The 14,154-nt window shown below is 38.2% G+C and carries 13 protein-coding genes; 1 reads left to right on the top strand and 12 read right to left on the bottom strand.

Going from position 1 to position 14,154, the window contains the following annotated elements; all coding sequences use genetic code 11:
* Positions 1-43: 43 nt before the first annotated feature.
* From ACW0TQ_RS00785 to fni, 9 genes are all read right to left on the bottom strand, one after another.
* Complete coding sequence (locus ACW0TQ_RS00785; RefSeq protein ID WP_042532250.1) at positions 44-718, bottom strand: response regulator; 675 nt, start codon at positions 716-718, stop codon at positions 44-46.
* A 7-nt stretch (positions 719-725) separates the two neighbouring features.
* The gene (locus ACW0TQ_RS00790) at positions 726-2,216 is read right to left on the bottom strand and encodes an ATP-binding protein (protein WP_455725257.1); all 1,491 of its coding nucleotides are present in this window, start codon (positions 2,214-2,216) and stop codon (positions 726-728) included.
* A 357-nt stretch (positions 2,217-2,573) separates the two neighbouring features.
* Positions 2,574-3,599 carry an iron chelate uptake ABC transporter family permease subunit gene (locus ACW0TQ_RS00795; RefSeq protein ID WP_042536012.1) on the bottom strand — a complete coding sequence of 342 codons (1,026 nt, stop codon included), beginning with the start codon at positions 3,597-3,599 and terminating at the stop codon, positions 2,574-2,576.
* A 34-nt stretch (positions 3,600-3,633) separates the two neighbouring features.
* Entirely contained in the window at positions 3,634-4,623 is a 990-nt protein-coding gene (locus ACW0TQ_RS00800) for an ABC transporter permease (protein WP_042536011.1), read from the bottom strand.
* A gap of 44 nt (positions 4,624-4,667) precedes the next feature.
* Positions 4,668-5,711 (bottom strand): siderophore ABC transporter substrate-binding protein, encoded by a 1,044-nt coding sequence (locus ACW0TQ_RS00805; protein WP_042532248.1) that lies wholly within the window; start codon positions 5,709-5,711, stop codon positions 4,668-4,670.
* Positions 5,712-6,286: 575 nt separating this feature from the next.
* Entirely contained in the window at positions 6,287-7,066 is a 780-nt protein-coding gene (locus tag ACW0TQ_RS00810) for an iron ABC transporter ATP-binding protein (protein ID WP_042532246.1), read from the bottom strand.
* Between the two features lie 420 nt (positions 7,067-7,486).
* Complete coding sequence (locus ACW0TQ_RS00815) at positions 7,487-8,203, bottom strand: DsbA family oxidoreductase (RefSeq protein WP_256705759.1); 717 nt, start codon at positions 8,201-8,203, stop codon at positions 7,487-7,489.
* A 73-nt stretch (positions 8,204-8,276) separates the two neighbouring features.
* On the bottom strand, positions 8,277-8,729 hold the full coding sequence (locus ACW0TQ_RS00820; RefSeq protein ID WP_042532242.1) for a DUF2188 domain-containing protein: 453 nt from the start codon (positions 8,727-8,729) through the stop codon (positions 8,277-8,279).
* A gap of 808 nt (positions 8,730-9,537) precedes the next feature.
* Positions 9,538-10,587: a type 2 isopentenyl-diphosphate Delta-isomerase gene (gene fni / locus ACW0TQ_RS00825; RefSeq protein ID WP_368901128.1), complete on the bottom strand. Its 1,050-nt coding sequence runs from the start codon at positions 10,585-10,587 to the stop codon at positions 9,538-9,540.
* A gap of 281 nt (positions 10,588-10,868) precedes the next feature.
* Here fni and ACW0TQ_RS00830 point away from each other — a divergent pair, with 281 nt between their 5' ends.
* Positions 10,869-11,411 (top strand): HD domain-containing protein, encoded by a 543-nt coding sequence (locus ACW0TQ_RS00830; RefSeq protein WP_256705756.1) that lies wholly within the window; start codon positions 10,869-10,871, stop codon positions 11,409-11,411.
* 60 nt (positions 11,412-11,471) lie between these two features.
* On the opposite strand, the gene ACW0TQ_RS00835 is transcribed toward ACW0TQ_RS00830, so the two are convergent.
* The 3 genes from ACW0TQ_RS00835 to ACW0TQ_RS00845 form a co-directional block, all read right to left on the bottom strand.
* Entirely contained in the window at positions 11,472-12,296 is an 825-nt protein-coding gene (locus tag ACW0TQ_RS00835) for an aldo/keto reductase (RefSeq protein ID WP_368901130.1), read from the bottom strand.
* Positions 12,297-12,459: 163 nt separating this feature from the next.
* Entirely contained in the window at positions 12,460-13,020 is a 561-nt protein-coding gene (locus tag ACW0TQ_RS00840; protein WP_256705754.1) for a DNA-3-methyladenine glycosylase I, read from the bottom strand.
* A complete protein-coding gene (locus tag ACW0TQ_RS00845; RefSeq protein ID WP_455725258.1) occupies positions 13,013-13,855 on the bottom strand; it encodes a sulfurtransferase in 843 nt (280 codons plus the stop codon). Before ACW0TQ_RS00845 ends, ACW0TQ_RS00840 begins: the two co-directional genes overlap by 8 nt.
* Between the last annotated feature and the right edge of the window lie 299 nt (positions 13,856-14,154).

The raw sequence follows: 14,154 nt of genomic DNA on the forward strand, positions 1-14,154 counted from the left end.
CATATAAACTGCCGTAAAACTTCAGCTTAAGTGAAGTTTTGTTTTATAACCGATAATATCTGCGCTCCGGTCTGCCAACAGCCCCATATGCCAAGTCTGCCTTTATTTCTCCCAAAGAAGTAAGATATTCCAGATAACGCCGGGCTGTTGTGCGGGAAACACCTATGTGCTCTCCCATTTTCTCTGCTGCTACTCCTTCTTTAGTTTGATCAATCTTTTTTTTAATTTTATTTAAGGTTAAAGGATCAATTCCTTTTGGTGTCCGCTGCGCTTCTATTTCTATACTTCCTTTTAACCCAAAATGATTATCTAAAAAATGCTGATTAACCGTCTCCTCATTACTAAAACGCTCATTAAATAACTGGTAGCGTTTAATGGACTCAATGAGCCTCTCCTGTTTAATCGGCTTAATCATATAATCAAAAACACCCTTACGAACTGTCCGCTGAATCATATTTTTTTCGGATGCAGCTGAAATAATAATGGCATCAATTTCTCCTTGGATTTTTCGTAATTCCTCTAAAATCTCCAAGCCTGAAATATCTGGAATATAGAGATCCAGAATTACCAGATCAATTGGATATTTTTCTGCAAATCCAATTGCTTCTTTTCCATTTAATGCTTTGCCAACCAATTTTACATTGTCGAGATGTTCGATGAATTCACTGTGAATCTCAGCGATACGATAATCATCTTCTACTATCAGCGTTTGTATCATACATTCATCACCCCGTCTTTTTCGCCTGTTGCTTGGGAATAAATATGGTGAAAATGGTTCCCTCAGCCAGATTACTTTTGACTTCAATTCTGCCGTTTAGATTTTCAATTGTTTCCTTAACCATAGCTAATCCATACCCGCGCGTTGTTTTATCCTTTGTGGAGAATCTGCGGTGAAAAATACGATGGATATCTTTTTTACCAATTCCAACTCCATTATCAGCTACTTCAAAAATATAGTCATGACCGATATCCGTTGAGAAAAACTGGACCGTTCCGTTTTCTGTCTCTCTCACAGCATCCAGAGCGTTATCAATCACATTGCCTAAAATAGTAATCAAATTTGTCGGTTCAATATAATCTGCCATTTTGGACAGGGAACTATAATCATCAATCAGGAAATTAATTTTTAACTCGGAGGCTTTCCCTATCTTTCCTAATAAAATAGCCTGTATCGTTTTATCGCTGATTTGGTCGTATACGATTTTATTTTGCGTTTCTACCGTCTGTGTCTCTTTTTGAATCAATTCAATTGCTTCTTCAAAATTTCCAAGCTGGAGCATCCCTGAAAGTACATAAAGCCGGTTCGTATATTCATGCGTCTGTGCTCTGAGTTCTTCGGAATAACTTCTTACTTCTCCTAAGGTATCAATGATTTCTTTCAATTCTGTTTTATCACGAAAACTTAATACAGCCCCCCTTACTTGGTTCTGATTATAAATGGGAACCATATTAAATATGATATGCCGATCATTTACTTCCACTTGCTTATTACGGCATACTTGTCCGTTTTTAATCAGTGAGGATAATGGAAGCTCGGGCAGAACTTTTGAAATTGGCTGATTAAAAAATGCCTTTTGCTTGCCGCTGAGCAATTTCTCAGCAGATTGGTTCATTAATTGAATGACTCCATCTTCATTAACTGCAATCATTCCCTCGTGAATCGCTGAAAGAATAGCATTCCTCTCACGATACAAAGAAGTTATTTTATGAGGTTCAAATCCCATTAATTGACCGCGAATATTTCGAGTCAGCAGCAGTCCGCCGATTGTTCCCACAAATAGTACAATGACAGAAGGCAGAATTAATTTTTTAATATTTGATAAAATCGTTGCATTAATATCTTTTATCATATATCCGACAGAAACAACACCAACAATGTCACCTTCATAATTCCAGACAGGTGTCTTTCCCCTTAAAGATGGTCCCAGACTTCCTTCTGCGCGCGAAACATAGGATTCACCATCTATAAGCGCCGCATCATTATCGCCTCCTACCATGTTTTTGCCCAGCTTATCCTGATCCGGATGAGAATAACGAATCCCTTCCGTATTTCCGATAACAATAAATTCAGCCCCTGTTAATTTCCTCATTTCTTCAGCGATCGGCTGTATCGTTTCCTCAGGTGATGCTTGTGAAAAACCTTCACGAATGGAAGGTATATTTGCTACCATTTGCGCTGTTTGTAAAGCTTGTTCACCAATTTCCTCCTCCGTCATTTCTACTTCCATATAGCTGTAAAAAGCCGTTAGTAATATGGTTACAAATAAGATTAGTCCAATAATAAGTACAAGAATCTTGGTGAGTAGATTTACTTGGTTTAACCGGTTTATGATTATAATCACCTCCTATGGTAAGCGTTTACTATATTATTTATTATACTACCTTTATTTGTACTATCTACATTTTCTAAAAATTAAAATAAGAAAAGAGAGCATTTTTTACCAAAAAGTTCTATTTATAGAATGTCCCCATAGACAGACCGCACAAAAAATCCTCAAACCTGTTGAATGCAATCACATACTGCTTTTAACAAGTTTGAGGATATAAAATATGAATAAACTTAAATTTATTTATCATAACGTCTTTCTCTTTAAGATAATAATTAAAAATGTTAGCCCGCCAGCAATTTCAATAATAATGGAAACGACGCCCTGCGCATTAAATACATGGTTCATAATAAAATATGCACCAGTTAATACCAAGAAACCAATAGCAAGAGCCATAGGAAAAATATATCTGTGGTCATACGTCTGTGCTAACTGATAACTCAACGTTGCAACCAAAAAACCAAAGAAAGTAAGCGGTCCAACTAAAGCCGTTGAGATGGACATTAAAATAGAAACTAGTACAAGAACATAAATGATACTAAATTTATGATTCAATCCTAATGAACTAGAAATCTCTTTTCCGAGCGATAATACATTCAATCGCTTAGAATACGCAAGAAGAAGAACTGCTACGATGATGACAATCGGAATCGCAATCGGAAAATATGCTGCATCCGCATTATTAACAGATCCAAACAGCTTTGCCTGTAAAATATCAAACTCGGAAGGCGCAAGCAGTTTTCTCATAAACGTTGATAAAGACCTTAGTCCTGTTCCAATAATGATACCGACCAAAAGCATAAGTTGTAAATTTCCATACTTTCCGGAAAGTAACCACCCATACAGTATCAAACACATCGCGACCATAATAGCTACTTGAAATAAAAACGATCCAGTACCCATATAACCTATAAATGCCGTGGTACCAAAGAAAAACATGGTACTCGTATGTATTGTGGAGTAAAGTGCTTCAAATCCTAAAAGCGAAGGAGTGATCACCCGATTATTCGTAATCGATTGGAATGCAACGGTCGCCAGACTCTGACAAACTGCAGCAATAATCATGGAAACAATAGCTACCATTCTTCTTTTAGCAACTGGGATAAAGGAAGGGGAGTCTACTGGAACCGGGTTATTATAAACTAAAAGTCCATACGAAGAAAGAATGCCTAATCCAATAAGCGTTATCAACAGTATCCAATAACGTCTTTCCTCCTTTTTAGAACGAAAAGCTTTAGATGGTTTATCATTTTTAAGAAGGCTAGAATTCATTTTGACATTTTTTTCATTAGTATATTCCAATTCGTTATCCCAGCCTCCTTCTTCTTAATAAAATAACAATAAATACAACTGCGCCCACCGTTCCAAGTATCAAGGATACAGGTACTTCAAATGGCATGATAACGGTGCGGGATATAATATCAGCGGCGGTTAGAGCCGCCATTCCGGACACACATACCCATGGCAGGTTACTTCTTAAATCATCGCCTCTAAACATGGAAACAATATTTGGTACAATCAAACCTAAAAATGGTAAGTTTCCAATAACAGCGGCAACAATTCCAACTGCAACAGCAATAAGAGCCGTACCAACAAGAACAATTGTATTATAACTTACTCCAAGGCTTTTTGTAACATCCTCCCCTAATCCAGCTAGTGTCAGTCTATTAGCATAGATAAAAATAAGAAAAGTAACTACAACAATCAGCCATAAATATTCATATCTTCCAACCTGAATCGATGCAAAAGAACCTACAAACCAGGTTTCAACACTTTGTGACATTTGAAAAACGAGCCCGACAAACGTGGAAACTGCTGAAATAACTGCGCCAAGCATAATCCCAATAATCGGAACAATTAAAGACGAACGAAGTTTAACTCTTCTCAAAAACAAAAAGAAAACCATCGTTCCTATAAAGGAAAAAATGATTGCTCCAGTCATTCTTTCAACTAAAGATGGTGCGGGAATTAATAAATAAACGAAAACCAACCCCAAGCCTGCCCATTCAATCGTTCCTGTTGTGGTAGGTTCAACTAAACGATTCTGTGTAATAAGCTGCATGACGAGTCCAGACATTGCCATTGCAGCCCCAGTAAGCATGAGTGCAGCTGTCCTTGGGATACGGGTAATGAAAAACATATCCATTCCATCTTCGCGTCCCCGTATGTCATAAACTCCGACAGACATGGAAATAACGCCTAAAATAATAACAATGAGGATTGCTAATATAAAAGGCTTTGTCCATATTTTTTGATGATTAGAATGCAGGGGCTGAGAATTCCCAGCCCCAAACATTTTTTGTTTTGTATTTTTAAGCACTATAGTTATACCCCTCTAAATTACTCTGCTAAAGTTTCTGCAAGATCTTCAAATAATTTAGTAAATGTTTGTATAGATTCATTTGTATACGTGTCTGCCGGTGCATAAACGATTTGTCCTTCAGAAACAGCTTTTGTGTTTTGAAGAGCAGGTGCATTATCGATTACATCTTGAGCAGGACTTGCTTCTTCTTCAGATGATACAGCAGCATCACGGTCCATGACGAAAAGCCAATCAGGATCGGTTTCTGCAATAGCCTCAACAGAAACATCATCACCTTGGTGATCTGCAGAAGCTTGATCAATTTCTAACGCCGGTGTCCAATCGAAAATATCATATAATGGGCCCCAAACCCGGCCGGAATGAGGAGCTGCAAAATTAATATCTCCTCCAGATACTATAACACTCATGATTGTATCTGTCCCGTTATAAGCTGATTTAGCATCTTCAATGGATTGTTCAAAATCAGCTATTAATTGTTCAGCTTCTTCGTTTTTATCAAAAATTTGTCCAAGAGAGATTGTAATATCTTTAAATCCGTTCTCTAAATTTTCTCCGGGTGTGTCAGCTTCCTCAGAAACATCAAAATTAAGATCAATAACTGCTGCATCTGGCACTAATTCTTTTATATCTTCATAAAATCCTCCAAACCTTTGGCCCACAATAACAAGATCAGGATCTGCAGCTGCGATAAGTTCAAGGTTTGGTTCACGATGGTTTCCTATATTTTCAATTGATTCATCACTTGCATAAGGTATATCCTCAGGTATTAAATCTCTTGGAGCAGCAGCTAATTCAACTCCCCAATCAGATAATGTTTCAAACGTTCTATTATCTAAAGCTACCACGTTCTCTGGATTTACTGGAACTTCAACGGTTCCGTGAGCATCCGTAATTTCAACCGTTGCATCTTCAGAAGAACCCTCCGTTTCAGCAGACTCATTTCCTTGGTCATCGGCTTCTTCGTTTTCACTGCCTGAATCGGAGCAAGCAGCCAACACCAAAGCAAAAATTGCGAATATTGCTATAATAAACGTTGACTTAAAAAAGTTTGATTTTCTCATTTCTCCTACCTCTTCCCCTATGTATATTTTTTTGATGAGCAGACTATTGGATTGATTAAATCAATACCCGCATTATATTTTGCGCTTGATTTAAAAAAATAATTCCTGTTTTACTATAGTGCATTGATATAACCTAACACATTGATAATGATAATCAATCTCAATTAGCTTGTTTAAAGTATATCAAATAAAAAAACATTGTCAACTGTATTTTTTAATCTTATCTCTTGTACGATTATCACCAATTAAAAATTCCATTATTCTCGTTTTATTCTCAACTGCAATTGCGACAATCCAGATGAGAATAATTACTTAAACAATGGAAAGAAACCGCTTAAACACGATTTTCATGAGAATGTGAAACTATTTGGTTGAAAAACGATGTTTCAACATCATCGACATGCGTACTCCTGACAAAAGGAGTACGCATGGATCAAATCAATCGTTTTCAAGCAGCTGCACCTGCTCAAGTTAAGTTATCCTAGCAAAGATATATTCATTGAGAAAGCATAAGGTTTGGACATTTTTAAGAAAGCAATTATTGGATTTACCCATCATATATAGGGTTTAAACAATTAGCCGCTTTTACTTATATGTGAGTCAAAGTATACACAAAAACGACAGCCGTTTTGCATATGGACCGGAATATGCATATCATAGATTTCGTTTAATGCTTCTGAATTAATGATTTCATGTGTCGGACCGTTTTTTACCAGGCGCCCCTCTTTTAAAGCTACAATCTGATCTGAATAAACCGAAGCAAAGTTAATATCATGCAATACAATCACAACTGTTTTCCCCAGCTCATCGACAAGCTTGCGTAATATTTTCATAATCTGTACAGAATGCTTCATATCCAAATTATTCAACGGCTCATCCAATAAAATATATTCCGTGTCTTGGGCAATAACCATGGAAATAAACGCACGTTGCTTTTGACCGCCAGACAGCTCATCTAAGAATTTATGCTGGATATCTGTTAAATTCAAATATTCAATGGCTTGATCGACAATCCGATTATCTTCTTCATTTAAACGGCCTTTCGAATAAGGATAACGGCCAAAGGATACTAATTGGCGAATCGTCAGTTTCACAGTGAAAAAATTCGCTTGTCTTAAAATGGCAATGCGCTTCGCAAATTCATTTGATTTCATATTCTTTACATTGTTTTGGTCCAGTAATACATCTCCTGTGTCTGCATCAAGCAAACGGCTTACCATGGAAAGCAGCGTTGATTTCCCTGCACCGTTTGGTCCGATAAACGATGTAATTTTATTAGGCTGAATTTGAACCGATATATCATTTACGATAGATTTATTCCCATATTTCTTTGTCAATCCTTTAATATCAATCATGTCATCGCCCTACTTTCTTTAAGTATTAAATAATAAAATAGAAGTATGTGAAAAAAGGATAGCTAATGTAGTTAAGTGTAAAGCTTCATTAAATATAAGGCATTTCCACCAAAAATACATCAACCTTTCTTATCCTGAAATTTTACTTAAATTAATCTAGATAATAATTATTATCAAGTTCTAATTGTTCTAAATAAGAATGATATTCATTATCAATTAGATAACAATACCTAGTATATCAAATTTTCAGCCATCGTCAATGGCTGATTTATGTAAATATGACGATAATCAAAAAAACTGCCGTTTCCGGCAGTTTTTTTGATTATTCTGTTCAATTTTTCGTCAAATTTATTGATAATAGTTCGTTCAATAAGGGTACTCCCATTCATTTACAGGTATATATGGAATAGATTACTACGTTTATTTTTTCTCACAACCATCACCTGTACAATAGGAGGTTTTATTCTCATTTGGGTTCAATGATTGCAAAACAGGCGTTTCCTGTTCTTCCTGCCACACCTTTTCAAGTACCTGTGTAAAAGCTTCTTCTGGCTGTGCACCGGACACGGCATATTTTTCATTAAAAACAAAGAAAGGAACGCCCTGGACACCAAGCTGCTTTGCCAAATCTATATCTTCATTGACTTTATTACGGAATTTACAGCTGTCCAATACATTTTCAACACACTCTCTCTCCAAACCCACTTCTTCCGCTAACTGAATCAGTGTCTTTTTATCACTCAACTGTTCGGAATCAGTAAAATAGGCTTGAAAAAAACGTTCTGTCAGTTCCGCTTCCTTTCCATTCTCGGCAGCTAATTTAGCAACTCGATGCGCGTCAAATGTATTCCCGTATTTCATCGTATCAAAGCGGTAGGTCAAGCCTACTTCTGCTGCCTGCTCCGCTACCTGTTTATTCATTTCATATACTTGTTCTAAAGACATTCCCTTCAGCTCAGAAAAAGTTTCTGCGAAGTTCTTTCCCGGAAGATGCTGTGCATCCGGATCAAGCTGGTAGCTTCTAAACTGAACTGCTACTTGTTCACGATGTGTGAATTTCTCCAAGGCATGTTCAAACCGGCGTTTTCCGATATAACAAAAAGGACATACAAAATCAGACCAAATTTCAACTTTCATTTATGTTCACCTCAATTTCCTCACTTATTTTAGCATAAGGAAACCTGGGAACAAAGTAATCTGCATTCCTTCTTTAGTCATATTTGCGAGTCTCTTCAACCGTCCCATCTGCACGATAAACCGTCAGGGAGGTTCCTTTATTTTTAGCAATGTCTTTCGCTCTTTTCACCGCTTCCTCTTTTGTATCAAATCGTTCACTTGCCTGACTGGAACCGGAAGAGCCGACAGCCCATCCTTCTTCCTGCTTATAGACTTCCTCTCCCTCCTCCAGCCGCTCCGGATTATTTGTTTTTTCTTTTCCTTCCTTTGAGCGCTGGGTCGGTTTTCCGCCTTTTTCATAGCTTTGAATTTCTTCTTTATCCGCGTTCTTATACCATTCTTTAGCCTGCTCCGTAGCTATTGGAATTGCCCTGTTCTCCTTATAGCCATCATCCAGCATTGAATTTGCGATATCAATGGCCTTTTTACGGACAGGTTTTTCTAGGTTTTTCATTGAGCTTGGATAATCATTCATTGTCCAAACCATTAAAATGCCTCCTTTTTCCGTAGTGTAAGTAGCTGTAAGGGTCATTTTATAAGGACTTTTCCCTTTTCAAAACACATTAAACATTTTTATAGCCAATTATTTCTTCTAAAACGTCACTTGGCCTTTAAGCATCGGTGTTCTTGCTGTATGGTAAAATGTTCCGTCAAGATTACTTTCTGTGCATGGAAGCGACTCCCTGTATTTCATATCCATACTGTTATGATTGGATTGTTCAGACGAAAGCTGCTATTTCATTCAGCTCATTAAAATCTTATTTCTTTCATTCGCTGTAGAATCCTATCAGAGCGCAGGCCAACCACGCAGACTCCTAAGTGGTTTGCAGGCTAAACCCGTGACTCCTGGGGTTGCGATTACTCGTCCCATCGAAAACATTTGTACGTCGGAAAGCGGCGTGGTTGGCCGGAGCAGAGCTATGCACCATCATCAATTTCAAAAAGGCCGGATATTTCACCAAAATGCAAGCATGGTAATGAAGAACATGTTCATCTTGGAATAGCAAGATATATTTGCTTATTCTTAGGTGCGAAAGTTGAGTATTTAAGAAAATTCACTAACCTGACAACATTGGTAATCGCAGTCCCAGGGTGAAGATCCAACAGGAAAAAAGTGAATTTCTTTTTTTACCCTTGGCGCATAAGTGCGACTTTAGCTCTGTCTACGCCTCTCGGCTTGCCAATCGCTAAGTCTTCTTTAAAGGAGATGAACTCGGGGGTCACGGGAAGCAGGGTATATTTCCGGGACCTAAAATAAAAAGGCGTGGAATTCTCCACACCTTCTAGCTTGCAAATTATGCATCTAACAGCGATTTTCCATTAATGGATACACGCTTTGTATTTTTTAGTTCATTTAAATCGGCTGCGCCAACGCCAAACATCGTCATCTTCAGCTCTAATTCCAATTGGTCCATTGTCTGAACAACGGCTTCTGCTGATTCTGTGGCTGCCTGGAGCAGATGTCTGGCATACCCGATAATATCTGCCCCAATCGTAATTGCCTTCGCAGCATCCACGCCTGTTTTCATGCCTCCGCTGGCAACTAAAGGCGCTTCAGGAAGCTCACTGCGTACAGTGACCAGACAATCCTTGGTCGGATTTCCCCAGTTATTAAATGCTTCCGCAGCTGCCCGCTTTAATGGGTCCTTCGAGCGCAGCTTTTCCACCTGGCTCCAGGAGGTTCCGCCCGCTCCAGCAACATCAATATAAGAGATGCCCGCATCATACAATCTTTTGGCAGCTTCCCCGTCAATGCCGAATCCTACTTCCTTGACCCCTACTGGCGCTTCCACCTGTTTACAAACCTGTTCAATTTTTGGCAGTAAATCTTTGAAATTCAAATCGCCGCCGTCCTGCACAGCTTCCTGCAATGAATTTAAATGAAGAACGATGGAATCAGCCTCTGTCTTATCAATAATACGCTGGCATTCCTCTGCTCCATAGCCATAATTTAATTGGACAGCGCCAATGTTTACGATTAATGGCACAGTTGGCGCCTGTCTGCGAATAAGGAAAGAATCCTTATGCTGCTCACTTTCTAAAAATGCTCTTGTCGAACCAATTGCCAGTGCCCAGCCTTTTTGTTCTGCCGCTGTAGCCAAATTTTGATTAATTGTGGTCGCCAGTTCAGATCCGCCAGTCATGGAACTGACTAGAAATGGCGCCTGCAGCGCTTTGCCTAAAAATGATGTTCTCAATGAAATATCAGCAAAATCAATTTCCGGCAAAGCATTATGAAGAAAGTGAATGCCTTCCAATCCTGTAGATTTATTTACACCCTCTACGTCTCCTTCCAGACAAAGGCGGATATGTTCTGTTTTACGTTGGTTAATTCCTTTTTCCATGAATGTCCCTCGCTTATCTCAAATTATCAAACTATTTTTTACAGAGAGTAAAGGCATTTTCAATTATTCGTCCCCCTGCTTTTTAAATAAATATAGGTATGATTTTTTAATTTCCTTCGTTATCTTTACATCTAGTGTACTTGTTTCCTGCAATAATTGAAAGGCAAATGATGCTGTTTCAAAAGTTCACGTTCATTTGTCCTTCATTAAGAAAAAATTCAGTTGATATCTGTATTTTCTGTTATAATAGGACTACTTATTTAAGTTTTTAGGAGGATATAATGAAAAGAGATAATGCAAAAGCTTTTGCCTCAAAAGCACATCAAGGTCAAGCACGTAAAAATTCAAATGAACCGTACATAACCCATCCTGTTCGTGTTGCAGAACGTCTAGAAAAAGAAGGCTGTTCCGATGATTTAATCAGCGCCGGATACTTGCATGATGTTGTTGAGGATACCAATGTCAGCATCGAGGACATTGAACGTCAGTTCGGAAAAGAAATTGCTGACCTTGTTGCTTCTCATACGGAGGATAAATCAAAGTCTTGGTGGGACAGAAAAAAAGCGACAGTGGAACATTTAAAAGATGCTCCAAAGGAAGTGAAATATCTGATTATTGCGGATAAATTAGATAATCTTTTAGAATTGGAAAAAGAGCATCAACAGCTCGGCGATGATATCTGGAAGAACTTTAACGCCGGGTACAAGCAGCAAAAATGGTACAACGAGGCTATCGCAGAAGAAATGTATGCTCATTTATCTCCGGATGAGATTCCTTCTTATTTTAAAGAGTTTGAACAGGCTGTTAAACGTTTTTTCAAATAATAAAGGAAACACCTTCTCTCTTTAAATAAATGAAAGAAGGTGTTTTTTAATTGTAGTTTGTTAACGTGAATTCATTTCATTCGGATGCCATCCGCTGCGAATATTACGATCCAGCGCATCGATTGTTTTTATTTCTTCTTCGTTTAATTCAAAATCAAACACATCCAGGTTAGCTTCGATACGAGAAGGTGTTACTGATTTTGGAATGACAATCAAATCAGACTGTAAGTGCCAGCGCAGAATAACTTGCGCAATGGTTTTCTCTTTGTTCTCAGCAATTTGTTTTAGCGCTTCATCTTTTAAGACATCTTTTCCATTCATGAGAGGGCTGTATGCTTCTACATAAATACCTTTCTCTTTACAAAAGGCACGCAATTCTTTCTGTTGCAAGTATGGGTGGCACTCTACCTGATTTACAGCCGGTACAACCTCACATTCGTCTAGTAAACGTTCTAAATGCTCTATTTCAAAATTACAGACGCCAATCGCTTTTGCTTTGCCGTCTTTATAGATTTTTTCCAACGCTTTATACGTATCGATATATTGATCATGCTCCGGGGTCGGCCAGTGAATCAAATAAAGGTCCACATAGTCTGTACCCAGTCTTTCTAAGCTTGCATCAAAAGCTTTTAAGGTTTCATCATAACCATGATCTGCATTCCACACCTTTGTTGTAAGAAAGATTTCTTCACGAGGGACACCGCTGTTTGCAATTGCTTGTCCAACGCCTTCTTCATTCCCATAAACTTTTGCTGTATCAATGGAACGATAATTTGATTTTAATGCATGCTCCACAGCAGGGATAGCTTTTTCATTTTCTACCTTCCAGACGCCGAAACCAAGCTGCGGCATTTCTAAGCCATTATTAAGTGTAATGTAATTCATATTCCTGGATGACCTCCTGTAAATGATTTTATCTCTGTTTGTTTCACAATAGTCCCTAATGCATTTTTTAGTTTACAATAACAGGCAGATAAAACAAAGGAATGTGCTTGGTTCTATGATAAGGATACGATTCGCTTATAAAAATACCCGGTCAGCTGGCTCTTCACCCACTCAAAAAACAACTTTTAGTATGGTCATTTACCATACCTGTCGCTTGCATAAAAGAGTAACAAATCACCGGTCCTACAAAGGAAAATCCCCTCTTTTTCAAATCCTTGCTTAGCTGTTTTGACAAATCTGTTTGAGCAGGCACATCCTCATGCCGTTCCCAATGGTTCACAATTGGTTCTCTGTCAACAAAGCTCCAGATATAATCATCGAATGAACCAAATTCTTTTTGAATCTGCTGGAAGGCCTTTGCATTTTTAATGACAGATTCAATTTTACGCCTGTTCCGGATAATTCCTTCATCCTGCATCAATGCTTCTACTTTTTCATTTGAATAAGCAGCAATAATATCGGCTTCAAAGTTGTCAAAAGCCCGGCGGTAATGTTCCCGGCGTTTTAAAATTGTAATCCAGCTTAGTCCTGCCTGTGCCCCTTCTAATGTCAGCATTTCAAATAAATAGCGATCATCCTGAAAAACAGGCCGTCCCCATTCTTCATCGTGATATGCGATATAGACAGGCTCTTCACTGACCCAGGCACAACGTTCCTTATTCATCTTCCTCACCAATAGCGACTTCATTCTTTTCATACGAAATCCAATCGCTGAAGCTGCCTGGATAAAGCTTCACATTTTTAAAACCGGCATTATCCAGAGCCAGAATATTTGGGCATGCCGAAACACCGGAACCACAAGAAACGATAATCTCCGCATCTTTATCTAATTTGGAAAAATGCTCTCTTAACTGTTCCTCGTTTTTCCAAGTACCGTTCTCTTTTAAAACACCCTTCCAAAAATAATTGACCGCTCCCGGAATATGCCCTGCACGAGCATACATCGGTTCCTCGTCACCTAAATATCTTGCAGGTGCTCTGGAATCGATAATCGTTGTTTCTTCAGATTCTAGTTTTTCCTTGACCTCCTCCATATCAACATAGCGATTTTCCTTCTCGTTTCTGCGAAAGATGGTCGGCTGAAGATTGGGAACCGTTGATGTCAGTTCGCCTCCCTCTGCGACCCACCTGTCCAATCCGCCATCAAGAAGGTATACCTTCTCATGACCTAAATAATCAAGCAGCCACCAAAATCGAGGAGCGAACATATCATTTCCCTGATCATACACAACAACCGTTGTATTATTGGAGATACCTAGTTTTCCAAGTTTATTTGCGAATAAATCCCAATCGGGTAAAGGGTGATTTCCGCCATGCTTACCTGCTTTGCCGGATAAATCTCTATTTAAATCCATATAGACAGCACCAGGTAAATGCTCGTGTAAATAAGCTTTTCGCCCAGCATCAGCATCCATTAAATCAAATCGTACATCTACAATAACGACATTATTTTGCGGTAAACGTTTCTTTAATCTCTCTACGCTAATGATGTTTCTCAAAATCTAACCCTCCCATATGCTATTTTTCTAATCATATCATTCCTTATTTATTTTAACAGAAAAAATTTTCTGCAGAAATTAATAATTGAGCTTCATAAAGGGTATTCTTAAACTCTGTTAAACATGTCCACGTCCAGATACTTTTACTGTTTTAAAGCTTTATACGTTACTTTTTGGACACGCATGAATACGGTTTTTGTGTTGAGTATGGTAAAATATACAAAGCGTTGTAAAATTAGAATAGCAGAAATTTTCGCTTCAAAGGAACAATCAAAAATTTATTTAGAAGGAGCCATTTT

The sequence above is a fragment of the Oceanobacillus sp. M60 genome, assembly GCF_053839645.1.